The sequence below is a fragment of the Flavobacterium faecale genome, assembly GCF_003076455.1.
Classification (GTDB): Bacteria; Bacteroidota; Bacteroidia; order Flavobacteriales; family Flavobacteriaceae; genus Flavobacterium; species Flavobacterium faecale.
Map to the genome: position 1 here is coordinate 4,015,668 of NZ_CP020918.1, position 15,782 is coordinate 4,031,449.

The window sequence follows — 15,782 nt, forward strand, 5'->3', positions numbered from 1 at the left end:
TTTTACTGATTTTATGTTTACTACAAATACTATCAACTAAATCTTTCTTGGATCGGATGTCCCAATCTTTTTTTTTAAAAGTTCACGTCCAATCTCTAGTTCAATTTCTTTATTAGTTAATAATTTGCGTAGAATTCTGTTCTCTTCCTCTGCTTGCTTTAACTCTTTGCTACGATCGTCATAAGTAACTTTTAAGCCTGCCTCTCCTTGTTTTTCATGCTTCTTCTTCCAACTATACAAACTTCCTGTACTAACACTGTATTTACGACAGGTTTCTACAACGCCTAATTCTTCGCAAGAAGATAAAATTTCTAACTTCTCTTCTAAACTCCATTTCTTGTATTTCATATCTCAAATGTACTATTTGAAATTTAGAATATCACTCTGAACTTATAAGGGGCTAAAATAGTAGCAATCTACATCCTATTTAATTCCTCATTTAAGTGTTGAAAAGAACAAAGATGATAAGTGTACTAACATTCACAATTATTAGTTTTGCAAAACTTTATGCAAAAGTATTATCCCAGTAATTTCCTCGTCAACTTATACTATGCATTATTTTTCTATAATAAATAAATAGTTTTGTCATTTAATTATATGCATAATTGGCAACTCTGTCTGAATCAAAAACAAATCAATATGAACTTAAACTTCATAAATTTGGTTGTCAGAATTAAAGTCTGCATGTTATTAGCGTCAATTACGAAGTTATCATTATTACTTTTATTCGGATTTTAATCATGCTCCAAATATTGATTTACCATTTAATTTGTAATAATACCTGTACTGCAATACCCAAAACCTATTGCCCAATAATGTTCTGCCTCAATATCTTTTTTTAAAATCTGGAAGCTCACTTCATACATGTCTTGAAGAACGTCCTTTCATAGATTTAACCAAATAATTAATATCTTGAAAAGGTCGTTTTTAAAATGTGCATGTGAACATGATCATTTGAGACAACCGCTTTTAATTATTCAACTTATTTACATTCAAGCATATGCATTAAAATAGTTCTACAGCGAATTTTTATATCTCCCTGAAAAACTGCATATCTTTATTTTATTGAACAAACCTTATAAACAATTAATATCGATACTATATATACATTTATTCCTTGAAAATCCATATTTCACATGTGCATTTTTAGAAACTAAAGTTGAAATGCACTAAAGTGCATAGTTTTACCTTTTTTCGGGATCAATAAAATATTCCAAAAAGTTATAAATAATATGAGGCATTTTTTATAGAAAGTATCACAAATAAATAGAAGGTATCGATTTGGTTATATAGAAACATTATTCGAATGTTCTTAGAACCAATATTTAGGATTAATATTCAGTCACAATAATAGGGGCATTATTATAATCTTGATAATATCACAAAATAAAGCAGTTTAAATAAAAAAGCATTATGTGGTAAAAACATCTTCAAAAGTATTAGTCCCTCTTAATAAAATACCGACCACACAATAAATATTTTCTAAAGATTTATTTACAAGTAATTGGTCGTCTTGAATTTATTAAAATCAAATAACTAAAATATTGAATAATTAAATAATATTTATTGTACCTTGTAATAAGTAATGGTTAAAATTTAATGTCGTATTTTATTCCAAAATTAGTCAGGACAAAATTTAATTTTTCTTTGAGGTTTTCGAATGATTTATAAGCATCAAAATCTAACCATTGATATTTTATTCTCCGCCATAGAATTTCAATCAGGTTTAACTCTGGAGAATAAGGTGGCAAAAAGTAAATTAAAACATCTTTTTCTTTCCATTGTTCTATTTTAGCCATAAACTTCTTTGATTTGTGTATGGGAGAATTGTCAAGAATTACAATGGTTTTTTTAATGGTTTGTTCCACAAATCGATTCATAAAACTGATGATTCTATCTGAATTAAAGGTTGTTTCAAGTGTTTCGAAATAGAGTTTATTTTTACGGGTCATTAATCCAACTACATTCTGATATTTACCTTTAGCAGCGGGTAACAAAATTGGATTATCCTTTGTTTGCCAAGCATAAGGCACATTAGGGGAGAGTCCAAAATGACTTTGGTCTCCAAAATATAAATCAATATAACCGCTATCTTCCAAACTCTTTAATGTTTCTATCTGCTCTTGTTTAAATCTAAATTGTTCTTCGTTGCGTTTGCCTTTCAAAGAGAGTCTAGCTCTTTTCCACTTATAGCCCAGTAACTTTTAAAAAATTCTGCAAAGTCTTTTTGCAGATGACAATATTGTGTTGCTCCTCAAAGTAAATTAATACATTTTTTAAATTTCTATTGTGAAGTTCTAATTGCTTGGAAACTTCTTCCGTATAGTCTTTTAAAAGAGTTTTTGCTCCTCTTCCTTCTGATATAGCAAGAGAATCAACCCCAATACTAGCCCAACTATCAAACCAACGTTCAATCGTTCTGCGACTGACTTTAAAAATAGAAGCCAAGTCTTTAATCTTGTGTCTTTGATGTGATAAAACAAGGCATTGACTACGTTTCCTAACAGTATTATTAGGGCTATTTTGGTAAAGGTGCTCTAGTACCAAAACCTCTTCTTCTTTTAGTGTTACATATCTCATAATGAGATAAATATAGTAAATTTTTCATATATTAACAACAAAATACGACATTATTTTATTCTTATTACTTAAATAAACCATTTTAAATTTAGTTACCCTATTAGTTACCCCAATTTAATTACCACTTAGCAAAGCTTTATATTTATTGGCGTTTTCATAAAGGTCGCGGAGCCTCTTTCTCCGCTCAAAAGCCCGAAACGAAAGTTTCGGGCTTTTTTTATGCCTATAAATTATCCCAAAAGGCTACTATATTTTACACCTATTGCAGTAGTATAACTTTATTAGTCATTTAATACTAATTACCTAATGCCTCGCCAGTTTCCATATTCAGGCTCGGGTCAATATAATCCAATTACCTTATACTGTTTTAATATTGCATTGGCATTATACCAATAGGTATTGGAGCAAAAAACAAATTCATTTGGCACAACATAAAACTCATTTATCCCTAAAGAAAAACCGTAAAAATAACCCTATCCAATGTAAGAAATAGCGAATAATAAACATTAATTTTTATACTTTGTATAAAAAAAAGCATAAATAATTTGTAAAACAGCAACAATCTCGTATATTCGAACTGGAATAAGTTTTGAATACACAAATTACACGCATATCAACATGATTAAACCTTATTCTGCTTACAAGTTTGAACTACCAAGTTTCATTTTTGTCTGTACCGTGATGTTATATTCAAGCATAATGCAAGGTCAAGAAGTAAAAGTGGATTCGGTTACAAAAAAGAAATACATAACCGTAGATGTTGTAAAAACATACGAACGTATTGTAGCAAAAGGTTCATACAATCCTGAATTATTAGAATATTTAGGAAATCATTATTACAACGTTCATAATATAGTTAAATCGAAAATATACTTTGACCTCCTTTTTACAAAGTGTCAGAGATCCAAAATCTCAGCAAAAGCCGTTGCGATTTACAAAACCCTATAATACCAAAAAACCAAAATAACCAACCATTAAAAAAGGCCTCAGAACATTTCTGAGGCCTTTTTTTTATCTGTAATTGCTTATTATTTTTTTGTCGCTTTCTTAAGCTCATTCCCACCTGGGATTTTCATTTTGTCTGTTAGAATGGCAATTTCGTTTAAAGTAAAATTACCCGTCAAAGACATTAAAACCGACTCATTATCGCGACCACTCCCTTCGATAAACATCAAAAGTTCTTTTATTTGTGCTGCTCCGTCTGCCGATTTTACAACAATCTGAATGTTTTTACCTCCATCATTAACTTTCATTAACTCTTCCAAACCATTTGCTTTGGTGTACTTGTCAGCAGTGGCTTTCATGTCTAGAGCTTGTTTTGCATTGGTAGTTGTGAAAACTTTTAAATTGTCCAACTTTTTGATCAAGGCCATATATTGTTGTGTCTCTTTGTCAGAAGCATCAACTTTTACTTTACTCATCAATTCAAACATTTTTTTATTGACTACCACCGCAGTGATGCCATCTTGATCATTGAACTTGTCAAAAGCCGTTTGAGCAAAAATTGTGCTTGATATAAACATTACGAGTAGTACAAGTAGCTGTTTTTTCATTCTTTTTGAATTTTAATTATTGTTTTATAAAAATTTGGGCTTCGGTAACTTTGCATTCCTCTATATACAGTACACTTTTCATGCCAAGATTAAGTGGAGCCGCAATCACCTTTAGTGCTTTCTGAGTTTCTTTAAACGCAACTTCTGGATCTTCATACGTACCCAAATCATTGGTTTGCTTTTGGTTGTTATAAAAAACATACCCTCCTACCAATATCACCATACCAATCACAACTAGTAAGAGCTTTTCTTTATTCATTATCATATCGATGTTAAACTTATATAGTATTGCAAAATAAACCGCCTGTATTAAAACTAAAGATAGTATTTTTACGTTAATTACCTAAATCAAATTCCTTTTTATGAAACGCTATACCACACTCTTCTGCTTGCTAGCAGTACTCACTTTTGGATTTCAAAGCTGTACTGATAATGATGATGTCGCTACTCCCAAAGACCTTCAAATTAATGATTTTATATGGAAAGGTCTAAATGTGTACTACTTATGGCAAGATCAAGTTCCAAATTTAGCCGATAATCGCTTTAATAATACCAATGAATATAATGCGTTTTTGGGTAATTATACACCCGAAGCATTATTTGATGCTTTGCGAGTTTCAAAAACTATTGACCGTTTTAGTTGGATTGTAAGTGATTACACAGTGCTTGAACAAGAATTTCAGGGCACGACCAAAAATAACGGAATCGAATTCAAACTGACTTTAGATCCTACTGATAACACAAAAGTTTTAGGTATTGTAACCTATATTATTCCAAACTCTGATGCGGCTTCCAAAAACATTAAAAGAGGGGAAATCTTTAATGGAATTAACGGAACTACGTTAACGCTTTCTAATTACAGCTCATTATTATTTAGTTCTGCAGTAAATTATACAATCAATTTTGCAGATTACAATGGAATTGCAGTTACCAACAACGGGAAATCAATTGCATTTACCAAAACTACTTTGGATGAAAATCCGATTTTGGTGAATAAAGTTTTTGTTTCTGGTGGACACAAAATTGGGTATTTAATGTACAATGGCTTTTATTCTAACTACGACAGCTTATTAAACGATGCTTTTGGATCTTTAAAGTCAGAAGGGATCACCGACTTCGTTTTAGATTTACGTTACAACCCAGGAGGATCTGTATTATCTGCCACGAGATTGGCAAGCATGATTACGGGGCAATTTACAGGACAAGTTTTTGCAAAACTTACCTACAACAGTAAAAAAAGTAAAAGCAATTCAACCTATACCTTCCCTGACAAGATAGGAACAAGTACCATCAACAGTTTAAAACTAACTACTGTATATATTTTAACCACAAGCAGTACTGCATCGGCAAGTGAATTAATTATAAATGGTTTACAGCCATACATTCAGGTGGTTCAAATTGGTGACAAAACAGTTGGTAAAAATCAAGCCTCGACTACATTGTATGATTCGGCAGACTTTAGAGCAACCAATAGAAATCCTAATCACAAATATGCAATGCAACCTATCGTTGCTTATACGGTTAACAAAAATGGTTTTGGAGATTACCAAACCGGTATAGTGCCAACGGTAACTCAAAAAGAAACAGCGAGTACCTATGGCGTTCTTGGTGATTCATCTGAACCATTACTTAAAACGGCAATTTCAAAAATAACAGGCACGACCAAATTTGCCCAACAAAAGGCTGAGAAACCCTTTGAAGAAATTAGCGATTCTAAATCACAAGATAACAGAGGCGGAATGCATTTCGAATAAAACCAAAAAAAAATCTCGTTCTACAATTTAGAACGAGATTTTTTAATTTAAAAGAAACTCTTTTAGTTATTAAAGAAGAATCCACTAGGAATAATTCCAACCGTTGTCTCAAATTTTGAAACTCCAGTAGTATCATAAACTGCGATTTTTCCACTTGAAGCGTAATCTCCTGCATCTGCTAAGTACACTAGTGACCCATTTACAGCAAAACCATAAGGGCTAAAAGTCGCAGTAAAGATAGAGGTAGATGGCAAAGCAGTATCTGTCGTATTCATAGCGTATACCAGCTTCCCTTGCGTAAAGTAAATTTTATTATTTTCAATATCCATCTTACCAGGATGTGTTGTCAATGCAAAATTAAAAGTTGTGGTAACTTTATCTGTAGCTGGGTTTATTTTTTGCAATTTACCCGCAGACTCAGCCTTTGTCCATGCCGCTTTACCTTGACTTAAAACATAGATTACACCTTGATTTTCCTCAATTGATGAAGGGCTATCTCCTACTGCAATGGTAGTAGACAATTTATTGGTACTAGCATCAATAACCGATACCGTGTTACCAATACCGTATCCACCTTGATGTGCTACATAAATTTTATTATTGTACACAGTCAATTTTTCTGGACCTTCAGCAACAGCAATTTTTGATTCAACAGAATTGGTTGTAAGATTTATTACAGCAATATAATCATCTGTAGCTATGCCAGCATCACCCCAATTAGAAACATATCCTTTTCCGTTTGCAAAAACGATATATCTTGGGTTTTTTAAATCTGTTGAAATGGTTGCAATACTTTTTAAAGAATAGCGGTCAACAACTTTGATTGCATTTGAACCATTTAAAACAACATAAGCCGTCGAACCATTTGCATTAAAGTCTTGTGCTGTATCTCCAAGTAAACTTCCAGAATTAGCTGCTGAAAACAACTTGTTTACAGCCATAGTTGTATTATTTGCTATAAAAGAAATTTCTGCATTTCCTTTCGTGAAATTTCCTTCGTTCAATACAATCACTCCTTTATCATAGGTACCCATTGATTTATTTTCATTATCATCATTCGTACATGATGTAAGCGCCATAGCACTCGCTACGCAGGCAATTGTAATTTTTTTAAAGTTCATTTGTTTAGTATTTAATTGTTAAAGATAAATTATAATTAATTCCAGGCATTGGCCTAATTTCTACTGTTTGATAGCTCTTATTGAATATGTTCATGATCTGAAAACCAAGTTTATAATGCTCCTTCTTCCCTATTTTGTAAAAAGTACTTAGGTTTGATACTTGATATTCTTTCAATCTTGTCAAATTGTCTGTCGTGGTAAAAACAGCTCCGTTAAATAAAAGTTGGTAATTAAACGACCAATTCTTAATGCTATAATCCAATGCGCCCGTGACTTTATGGTACGGCACATAGGTTAATTGTTTGTCTCGCGCTTGATCAACCGCCGATGTATAGGCATAAGCAAGGTCAAAATCAAATTGTTGTTTGTTGATTTTTTTTCGAAAATGCCCTGTAATTTCAGCCCCTTTATTCTTAACGTGATCGGTATTAATTGGTTTCCAAATACCATTTTCATTGGGTAACCAGCGAATCATATCTCTCGTATCGATATAAAACACAGTTGCCGATACGTTAAAATTACCAAATTGTACTTCTTGCCCTAATTCTATCTGTCTCGAAAGCTCTGGTTTTAAGTCCAAGTTGCCACTACCCTGCCAATACAAATCATTAAAAGTGGGTACTCTAAAATTCTTTGAGGTGTTTACTCTTATTTTATAATTCTTTAAAGGGGTATAATAAATTCCTGCTGCATACAAAAAAGGAGTACTGTAATTTGATGTAACTTCTTGTCGTGCTGTAGCTTCTATTTTCACTTTCGAATCAATGGCATATTTCAGCAACATACCTGCTGAGGCGACTTCTCGTTTGGCATTGTTGATCGAACTCCCGTAGCCACGAATTGAGGTATACGATAAGATAGGATTTACCGAAAATACAGCTGAAGGAACATATTCGAAATCGTATTTAATCAATTTTGTTTTAGCGCCACCATTGGTATGATTGTCATTATTTTTGTTTTCGAAATACTTATAATCTTCCGTAATATAGGCCGCTTTCAAGCTCGAAGTATAAAAGTTTTTCTTATTAATCCATTCTAGCAAATTCCTAGAATTTAAATCTTTATACTTACTGTTCGAATCAAAAGCTAATGTACCCGAGAAATTTCGGTCTCCATCAAACAACTGACCGTAAAAATTTATGGTATTTGTCGCATTCCATCTGTAGCCTGCATTGGCACTGAAAGTCATATTTTCATATTCACCATTTTGATTCCGTTGATTTTGGTTCAGGTATTGGTAGTTGTTTGACGAACTATTTCTTGAAACATTAGCCTGCACAGTCCAGTTACGATCACCCGCTTGCAACCCATAGAAGTACCCTTGCGTATTAAAGCTACCAATGTTAATGCGTGCGGTATTTGTAAACTGTTTTTTAAATTGCAACTCATTGTTCAAATGGACACTACCGCCAATGGCCGCCGAACCATAAATTCCACTACCACCACCACTTCTCACGGCTATGGAGGAATACCCCACAGGAGTAATGGTATTGAAATCCGTCTGCCCCAATAGTTGCGAATTGATCGAAATTCCGTTCCAAATCACCGCTGTTTGTGAAGCCGTAGTCCCTCGGAAAGAAACAGAAGATACCATTCCGTTTCCGTTTTCTTTAAAATACAGCAAACTATTATAACGTAAAACGTTGGTAAGCGAATTGTAGTTTTTTTCGAAAACAGAATCAGACAAGGCTTTTACTTGTAAGCTATTGGAATATTTGGTCAATGCGGGATCCGTCACCAGAACTTCTTGCAAAGCAATTGGAGATTTTGATTGAGCGCTAGCACTATGCAAGGTCCAAAAAGAAATAATACAGAGAATTATCTTTACTTTCATACTATTGCAACCCCTTATTCCCGAGCGGTTGATGTTTGTTAAGTAAAAAGGCAGGTCTCCTGGCTTGCGTCTTGTTGCTTACCTTCCCATTTTTTAAAAGTGTTTGCAAACGAAAGAAATTCTCTCCCTTTACAACTTTTTTCAAAACAGTGGTTTTGTAGATAGCAACAAGCTTGATAGCTCACAGTTGCGGGAACAGCTTAGGATTAATTTGATTAACAAAGTTTTGATTGTATACAACCATCACTACTTTTTGCACAACTACCTAATTCCCATTTAATGCTATTTTCTTTTATTCGAAAAATAGCAACCTCAATACAGCGGCAAAGATAACGTAAATTAAAAGAGAAATAAAAATGAGTTTTAAAATATAAACCGACCCATTACTTTGATGGCATCTTTAAAAGGTAAAGATGATTAGTTTGTGATTTCTTAGGACTAATTACGATGGCAGGAAACCAACCGAAGACAGAATCTGTTAAATCTCCAGTTTTCACAGGAGTACTTGTATGTACAGTTCCCCATACATAAGGCTTCTCGATTTTAGTGGTATCCGCTACCATTAATTCGTTCAACTGAATTGCAGTTGCAACTATTCCTTTTTTTTGTTGGGAATAAGCAGCAGCAGCTGTACATAGGCAACAACCAACTGCAAAAATAATTTTATTTCTCATTGTGATAAATATTTAAATTGTGACCAAAATCACAATGTTGAATACTTGGGAGAAAAGCATAGAATGACCCATACCCAAACCTTTTTTCCCGAAAGTCTGATATTGATATGTAAAAGGCAGGTCTCCTGGCTTGCGTCTTGTTACTTATTGCGTTGCTCTTTCTATATTCTAATAAAAAAAGCACTACTACAAATAGTAACAATCTTGACTGCTTACAGTTGCGGGTACAGCTCAAGTTTTTACTCCAATGCTTAATTGGATCTTGATTCCCTTTTAATGTTTGTTGTAATTTCTAAACAAACAACCTAAATACGGCAGCAAATATAAATATTTTATATGCACGCACACTATTTAACTTAGTTTTTTATGAAAGACACAAACTATTCGCTAATTTTTGCGAAAGTCAAAGTTTATCATCTTTTTTTTTCGAAAGTTTAAATGCAAGCCATATAAAGCCCAGTGTAAACTGTAATATTATAACTGCCGCAACGGCATTTATAAAAAATTTGAACGCTCTCTGAAGTAGTCTTTTTGAAGTAAAGAAACATTTAATACTATATCAAAAGGCACACAAGAACAATTAAATAAAAACAAAACAATACTTTTGTAAAAAATATCTACTATGGTTTTAGCCAATAAAATGCTACTTTGCTCTTTTATCCTCCTCCTTTTTGTTCAATGCAAAAAAGAACCGAGTCAAGTAGCTACCTCCAACCCGACCCTTAATACAGTGCAGTATGCTAGCAGTTTGTCCATCTATAAAAATGAAGGCTATTCGATCATAAAAGTAAGCACACCTTGGCCAAATGCGACGCAAGCCTTAACTTATATACTGAAGGAAAAGCAAGGTACTATTCCCGACAGTTTACAAAAATACCCCTTGATAAATGTTCCACTGAATAAAATTGTAGTAACATCTACAACCATTATTCCCTATCTCGAAATACTGGGAGTAGAAGATAAACTGGTTGGTTTCCCTCATACAGATTACATTTCGTCACCAAAAACAAGATTACTAATTGATCAAAATAAAATACAAGATGTTGGACAAAATGAGTTATTAAACACGGAACAAATTATCGATTTGTCACCCGATTTGATTGTCACCTTTAGTATGGATGATCACAATCCAACCATCAAAAATTTAGAAAAAAGTGGTTTAAAAACCTTAATACAAGCCGATTGGATGGAACAATCGCCTCTTGGAAAAGCCGAATGGATCAAGCTCTACGGAGCACTTTTTGGTAAAGAAAAAGAAGCTAAGAAACAATTTGACAAAATAGTATCGGATTATAAAAATGCGATGGCACTTACTCAAAACACCCGTGCAACTGCCACAATACTCTATGGTTCAATGTATGAAGATCAATGGTTTGTACCCAAAGGAAACAGTTGGTCTGCCCAGTTCATGAAAGATGCTAAAGCCAATTATTTGTGGGCAGAAACAGAAGGTAGCGGTAGTCTTGCCTTGTCATTTGAGGTGGTGCTAGACAAAGCACAGACAGCTCAATTTTGGATCACGAGCAGTTCATTCAAGAATTTGAAGGACATGAGCACTGCTAATCCACATTATGCTCAATTTGACGCTTTCAAACACAAAAACGTCTATACTTTTGAGGCGAAACTCGGTGCTACAGGTGGTGCTATTTATTATGAATTAGCACCAAGTCGTCCTGATTTAGTTTTAAAAGATTATATCAAAATAGTGCATCCCGACTTACTTAAAGACTATACTTTTACCTTTGCACAAAAACTTCAATAACATTGGAAAGTAAACAACATACCACCTTATTATTTGCTACAATAGGTATTGCACTCTTAAGCTTATTTTTCATGAACCTCAGCTTAGGATCAGTGCAGATTCCGCTTCGTGATATTTTTCAAAGTTTGACCGGCGGGCAAGCAAGCAAATCAACTTGGGAGTACATTATCATTAATTACCGCTTACCCAAAGCCATAACGGCAATATTGGTCGGCATGGGACTTTCAATAAGTGGCTTACTGATGCAAACACTTTTCCGAAATCCACTGGCAGGCCCGTATGTATTAGGGCTAAGCTCAGGAGCGAGTTTGGGTGTTGCATTTGTAATTTTGGGAGCTGGATTATTACCTCCTTTTTTGTCTAGCATTCTGTTGTCCTCTTACGGAATGGTTTTGGCTTCAACTGCAGGAAGCACCTTGGTCTTGGTCGCTGTTTTGGTAGTAGCGCAACGCCTGCGCGATACGATGGCCATTTTGATTGTGGGCTTGATGTTTGCTAGCTTTACCTCAGCAATAGTAAGCACTCTTACCTACTTTAGCACTGCAGAACAATTACAAAAATTCACTTTCTGGTCCATGGGAAGCCTTGGCAACTTATCTTGGAATGCTATAATTATCTTAACTATTTCGGTACTGATTGGTTTGCTTCTTAGTTTGTACAGTATCAAACCCCTCAATGCTTTATTATTAGGAGAAAACTATGCCAAAAGCATGGGGCTGAATTTTGATAAAACGCGTTTTGTAATTATTCTGTCTACAAGCATTTTAGCCGGAAGTATTACTGCCTATGCTGGACCAATAGCCTTTGTTGGACTTGCTGTTCCGCACATTGCCAAACTTCTTTTTCAGACTAGCGATCATACTGTATTATTTTGGAGTACGTTACTTTTAGGAGCTAGCATCATGCTGTTGTGCGATAGTTTATCGCAGCTTCCTGGTTTTGAAATTACGTTACCTATCAATGCTGTAACGTCGTTGTTTGGAGCACCAGTGGTTATTTGGTTATTGGTACGAAAGAGTAACTAGATATTTATTTAAAAGGTTTTTAAACACATAGATTCATAGATTTTTTTTAAATGTAATAGTAACTATAGAGTTCATAATGTAAAAACTAAAGTTTTTCATAGAGGTGGTAAATAGAAAAGTTCTTAGGTACTTTATGTTTTGCTGAAACTGTCAAAATATTCTTTTTTTAAACACATAGATTCATAGATTTATTTTTATGATTTTAGTAGAGACGAAAGAGTTCATAGTACAAAAACTAAAGTTTTTCATAGAAATGGTAAATAGAAAAGTTCTTAGATAATTTTGAAACTGTCTCTTTTTTTAAACACATAGATTCATAGATTTTTTTTTTAAAATATAGTAGTGACGAAAGAGTTCATAAGATAAAAACTAAAGTTTTTCATAGAGGTAGAATTAAGACACAATAATGGTATGATAACACAGAAATATTTAGATGAACTGACCTACGAAGTAATTGGAGCGTCGATTGAGGTACATAGAATAATTGGACGTGGTTTGCTTGAAACGGTGTATCATCAATGTTTAAAGGAAGAATTGTCAATCCGAAATATTAATTTTAAATCTGAAATTAAAATTCCGTTAATTTATAAAGGAAAAGAATTGGTAACTGACTTTAGGTGTGATTTCTTCATCGAAAATTGTTTGGTTGTAGAATTAAAATCAGTTACTCAAATGATTCCGATCTATGAAGCTCAATTGCAAACCTATATGAATCTCTTAAAAGCACCAAAAGGAATTCTACTAAATTTTAATTGCTTTAATCTCTTCAAAGAAGGACAAAAAACATTTGTAAATGAACATTTTAAAAAGCTACCTTTAAAATAATAAGTTGATTTTGAAAACTTTAAGCCAATAAAAAGCTATATCCACTATGAAAGTAAATCGCCTAAAATAAACACAAACAATTCTATGATTCTATGTGTTTAAAAAATATGCTTTTTAAAATTTAACATAACGCTATGTAACCTATGTAAGTGAAACGCCTAAAAATAAACACAAACAATTCTATGATTCTATGTGTTTAAAAAAACTGACTCAAATAAGCAAACACAACACTATGTAACCTATGAGAGTGAAACGCCTAAATTTAAACACAAACAATTCTATGATTCTATGTGTTTAAAAAAAATGCTTTCTGAGATTAAACAAAACGCTATGTCACTTATGAGAGTGAAACGCCTAAATTTAAACACAAACAATTCTATGATTCTATGTGTTAAAAAAATTAAAAGTGATCAATTGAAAAATCAATTACAGAATAGCAAACACAACACTATGTAACCTATAAAAGTGAAACGCCTAAAATAAACACAAACAATTCTATGATTCTATGTGTTTAAAAAATTCTAAGATTAAACAAAACGCTATGTAACCTATGCAAGTGAAACGCCTAAAAATAAACACAAACAATTCTATGAATCTATGTGTTTAAAAATAACGCCTAAAAATAAACACAACCAATTCCATAAATCTATGTGTTAAAAAAAAGATAATAATGACAAATAAAACCATCCTCAAAGCAGCCAACCTCGGCATTGGATACATCCACAAAAAGGAAACCAAAACCATTGCCACAAACATCAACCTAGACTTAAAGCAAGGTTCACTAATCGCTTTAGTGGGTGGTAACGGAATCGGTAAATCGACCTTATTACGAACATTAACCGGAATTCAAAAACCGATTGATGGTAAAGTACTGCTAAACGATCAAGCAATTAGTAGCTACAGTCCGCTGGAACTAGCGCAAAACCTCAGCGTTGTTTTAACCGAAAAACTTCCGCCTAGCAACTTATCCGTTTATGAATTAGTAGCACTCGGTAGACAGCCTTACACCAACTGGATCGGAAAACTTACGGCAACCGATGTTCAAAAAGTACAACACGCCATGGAACTGACTCAAATAGACCATTTGGCAACAAAAAAACATTTTGAAATAAGTGATGGACAATTACAAAAAGTTTTGGTAGCCCGTGCTCTAGCGCAAGACACACCGCTGATTGTACTAGACGAACCAACCACACATCTAGATTTGCTTCACAAAGTCGCTTTGTTCAAACTTTTGAAAAATCTTAGCAAAGAAACACAAAAGTGTATACTATTTTCTACACACGATATTGATATGGCCATCCAATTAAGTGACGAAATGATTATTATGACCCCAGACAATTGCGTGCAAGATCAACCTTGCAATTTTATTGCAAACGGAACCTTTGATACTATTTTCAAAGACGATCATATTGCTTTCGATTCAGAAAAAGGGAAATTTATAATTCGAAATTGATAATACCTTTCAAAATCACTTCCACTATAATCTTCATGTAATTCTTATTAAGTTTCTATTTCATTTTGGATATGTATAATGTTTCACTAATTTTACGCCCCAATCTTAAACTTAATATGAAAAGAAACTTTACCTTATTTACCAAAACAGTTGTCCTTTTTGGTGTGCTACTAATACAATCTTGTACAGATGATGTCGTAGTACCAAACAACATTACCTACCTATTAAAAGGAAAAATTACAGAAACCAAAATGCGCATTTATGCAGGACCGGAAGTGGCTGTAGGAGATGGTCTAGCGCGTACTTGGGTTACCCTTGACTCCAAAGGATATCCAATGGAAATTGCAATCGAAATTAGTGAAGATGCGATAAAAAACCCTGGTGAAGATTCTGAAATGGACATGGCCGACGGAGCTATGGAAATGGAACACGGTCAAATGATTATGTTGCCCTTACATTCACAAGCACAAAAATCGACTCCTTTTAACCACGTAGGTATCAACTGGAACCCGCACGGACATCCGCCTGCACAAGTGTTTGACAGTCCTCATTTTGACTTCCACTTTTACACCATTCCACTAGAGGAGCAATTGGCCATCCCTGGTTGGTCTACCGCTACAGATGCACTTTTTAACACCTATCCAGACGCTGCTTTTTTACCTGCCAACTACTTCACGCCTCCAGGTGCCGATACCGCCGAAGCGCAAATGGGAAAACATTGGATCCCAACTAATATTGGCGATTACCTTCCTTTTTCAAAAATACTAGTTTACGGTAGCTATAACGGAAAAGTGAACTTTATTGAGCCAATGGTAACACAAGCGTATCTACTTCAAAAAATCAATACGAGCGAAAGCTATTCACAACCTTTAAAAGTACAGACAAAAGGAAACTACCCTACAAAATATAACATCTACCACGATACAAAAACTGGAAAAACCCAAATTACTTTGAGTGATTTTGTTACAAGAAACTAGTTAGTATTCGAAATAAAAAAAAGAGGAAGTCACCACTTGTGCTCCCTCTTTTTTTTTGAATACGATTTTCTACTCAATATAATTCACTCTCAAAAACTAGGAAGTTTTCATTGCCTCTTCATCTAGCAGCTCGCTAAAGTATTTTAGACCAAAACAGTAGCTTTCGAATAAAACTTCTATTTTTAGGAGCATTTTCCAGCTATCCGCTATATTCCCAATTA

At 33.7% G+C, this 15,782-nt stretch carries 15 protein-coding genes and 2 riboswitches; of the genes, 7 read left to right on the plus strand and 8 right to left on the minus strand.

Translation table 11 applies throughout. From position 1 onward, the window contains the following. Positions 1-36 precede the first annotated feature (36 nt). The 3 genes from FFWV33_RS16840 to FFWV33_RS16850 form a co-directional block, all read right to left on the minus strand. Positions 37-348, minus strand: coding sequence for a transposase (locus FFWV33_RS16840; protein WP_108741976.1), 312 nt, complete (start codon positions 346-348; stop codon positions 37-39). A gap of 1,241 nt (positions 349-1,589) precedes the next feature. Beyond that, positions 1,590-2,165, minus strand: a complete 576-nt coding sequence (locus tag FFWV33_RS16845; protein ID WP_159085952.1) for an IS630 family transposase — start codon at positions 2,163-2,165, stop codon at positions 1,590-1,592. Positions 2,166-2,187: 22 nt separating this feature from the next. Then, positions 2,188-2,580 (minus strand): helix-turn-helix domain-containing protein, encoded by a 393-nt coding sequence (locus FFWV33_RS16850; protein WP_108739144.1) that lies wholly within the window; start codon positions 2,578-2,580, stop codon positions 2,188-2,190. Positions 2,581-3,279: 699 nt separating this feature from the next. Between FFWV33_RS16850 and FFWV33_RS16855 the strand changes: the two genes are divergently transcribed. Further along, positions 3,280-3,528, plus strand: a complete 249-nt coding sequence (locus FFWV33_RS16855) for a hypothetical protein (protein WP_159086064.1) — start codon at positions 3,280-3,282, stop codon at positions 3,526-3,528. Positions 3,529-3,608: 80 nt separating this feature from the next. Here the strand turns inward: FFWV33_RS16855 and FFWV33_RS16860 are convergent, their stop codons facing one another. Both FFWV33_RS16860 and FFWV33_RS16865 read right to left on the minus strand, forming a co-directional pair. Continuing rightward, positions 3,609-4,133, minus strand: a complete 525-nt coding sequence (locus FFWV33_RS16860) for a DUF4252 domain-containing protein (RefSeq protein WP_108741978.1) — start codon at positions 4,131-4,133, stop codon at positions 3,609-3,611. 16 nt (positions 4,134-4,149) lie between these two features. Beyond that, positions 4,150-4,392, minus strand: coding sequence for a hypothetical protein (locus tag FFWV33_RS16865; RefSeq protein WP_159086065.1), 243 nt, complete (start codon positions 4,390-4,392; stop codon positions 4,150-4,152). Between the two features lie 103 nt (positions 4,393-4,495). Between FFWV33_RS16865 and FFWV33_RS16870 the strand changes: the two genes are divergently transcribed. Continuing rightward, the gene (locus FFWV33_RS16870; RefSeq protein ID WP_108741980.1) at positions 4,496-5,887 is read left to right on the plus strand and encodes a S41 family peptidase; all 1,392 of its coding nucleotides are present in this window, start codon (positions 4,496-4,498) and stop codon (positions 5,885-5,887) included. Between the two features lie 62 nt (positions 5,888-5,949). Here FFWV33_RS16870 and FFWV33_RS16875 read toward each other — a convergent pair whose 3' ends face one another. The 3 genes from FFWV33_RS16875 to FFWV33_RS16885 form a co-directional block, all read right to left on the minus strand. After that, entirely contained in the window at positions 5,950-7,008 is a 1,059-nt protein-coding gene (locus FFWV33_RS16875; protein WP_108741981.1) for a YncE family protein, read from the minus strand. A 4-nt stretch (positions 7,009-7,012) separates the two neighbouring features. Further along, positions 7,013-8,842, minus strand: a complete 1,830-nt coding sequence (locus tag FFWV33_RS16880; protein WP_108741982.1) for a TonB-dependent receptor — start codon at positions 8,840-8,842, stop codon at positions 7,013-7,015. Positions 8,843-8,874: 32 nt separating this feature from the next. Continuing rightward, positions 8,875-9,172: riboswitch (cobalamin riboswitch) on the minus strand. A gap of 53 nt (positions 9,173-9,225) precedes the next feature. Beyond that, positions 9,226-9,516, minus strand: coding sequence for a hypothetical protein (locus tag FFWV33_RS16885; RefSeq protein WP_108741983.1), 291 nt, complete (start codon positions 9,514-9,516; stop codon positions 9,226-9,228). A gap of 98 nt (positions 9,517-9,614) precedes the next feature. Beyond that, positions 9,615-9,837: riboswitch (cobalamin riboswitch) on the minus strand. A gap of 301 nt (positions 9,838-10,138) precedes the next feature. Here FFWV33_RS16885 and FFWV33_RS16890 point away from each other — a divergent pair. From FFWV33_RS16890 to FFWV33_RS16910, 5 genes are all read left to right on the plus strand, one after another. Next, a complete protein-coding gene (locus FFWV33_RS16890) occupies positions 10,139-11,278 on the plus strand; it encodes an ABC transporter substrate-binding protein (protein ID WP_108741984.1) in 1,140 nt (379 codons plus the stop codon). Positions 11,279-11,349: 71 nt separating this feature from the next. Then, complete coding sequence (locus FFWV33_RS16895; RefSeq protein ID WP_425433147.1) at positions 11,350-12,303, plus strand: iron chelate uptake ABC transporter family permease subunit; 954 nt, start codon at positions 11,350-11,352, stop codon at positions 12,301-12,303. Positions 12,304-12,714: 411 nt separating this feature from the next. Then, positions 12,715-13,128, plus strand: coding sequence for a GxxExxY protein (locus FFWV33_RS16900; RefSeq protein ID WP_108741986.1), 414 nt, complete (start codon positions 12,715-12,717; stop codon positions 13,126-13,128). Positions 13,129-13,798: 670 nt separating this feature from the next. Then, complete coding sequence (locus tag FFWV33_RS16905; RefSeq protein WP_108741987.1) at positions 13,799-14,584, plus strand: ABC transporter ATP-binding protein; 786 nt, start codon at positions 13,799-13,801, stop codon at positions 14,582-14,584. Positions 14,585-14,700: 116 nt separating this feature from the next. After that, positions 14,701-15,561 (plus strand): DUF5602 domain-containing protein, encoded by an 861-nt coding sequence (locus FFWV33_RS16910; RefSeq protein ID WP_108741988.1) that lies wholly within the window; start codon positions 14,701-14,703, stop codon positions 15,559-15,561. Positions 15,562-15,782: the final 221 nt, after the last annotated feature.

Excerpts from the sequence above, each read along its gene's own strand:
- FFWV33_RS16840 (WP_108741976.1), bottom strand. The coding sequence starts at position 348 with ATGAAATACAAGAAATGGAGTTTAGAAGAGAAGTTAGAAATTTTATCT.
- FFWV33_RS16850 (WP_108739144.1), bottom strand. The coding sequence starts at position 2,580 with ATGAGATATGTAACACTAAAAGAAGAAGAGGTTTTGGTACTAGAGCAC.
- FFWV33_RS16855 (WP_159086064.1), top strand. The coding sequence starts at position 3,280 with ATGCAAGGTCAAGAAGTAAAAGTGGATTCGGTTACAAAAAAGAAATAC.
- FFWV33_RS16860 (WP_108741978.1), bottom strand. The coding sequence starts at position 4,133 with ATGAAAAAACAGCTACTTGTACTACTCGTAATGTTTATATCAAGCACA.
- FFWV33_RS16865 (WP_159086065.1), bottom strand. The coding sequence starts at position 4,392 with ATGAATAAAGAAAAGCTCTTACTAGTTGTGATTGGTATGGTGATATTG.
- FFWV33_RS16870 (WP_108741980.1), top strand. The coding sequence starts at position 4,496 with ATGAAACGCTATACCACACTCTTCTGCTTGCTAGCAGTACTCACTTTT.
- FFWV33_RS16875 (WP_108741981.1), bottom strand. The coding sequence starts at position 7,008 with ATGAACTTTAAAAAAATTACAATTGCCTGCGTAGCGAGTGCTATGGCG.
- FFWV33_RS16880 (WP_108741982.1), bottom strand. The coding sequence starts at position 8,842 with ATGAAAGTAAAGATAATTCTCTGTATTATTTCTTTTTGGACCTTGCAT.
- FFWV33_RS16885 (WP_108741983.1), bottom strand. The coding sequence starts at position 9,516 with ATGAGAAATAAAATTATTTTTGCAGTTGGTTGTTGCCTATGTACAGCT.
- FFWV33_RS16890 (WP_108741984.1), top strand. The coding sequence starts at position 10,139 with ATGGTTTTAGCCAATAAAATGCTACTTTGCTCTTTTATCCTCCTCCTT.
- FFWV33_RS16895 (WP_425433147.1), top strand. The coding sequence starts at position 11,350 with ATGAACCTCAGCTTAGGATCAGTGCAGATTCCGCTTCGTGATATTTTT.
- FFWV33_RS16900 (WP_108741986.1), top strand. The coding sequence starts at position 12,715 with ATGATAACACAGAAATATTTAGATGAACTGACCTACGAAGTAATTGGA.
- FFWV33_RS16905 (WP_108741987.1), top strand. The coding sequence starts at position 13,799 with ATGACAAATAAAACCATCCTCAAAGCAGCCAACCTCGGCATTGGATAC.
- FFWV33_RS16910 (WP_108741988.1), top strand. The coding sequence starts at position 14,701 with ATGAAAAGAAACTTTACCTTATTTACCAAAACAGTTGTCCTTTTTGGT.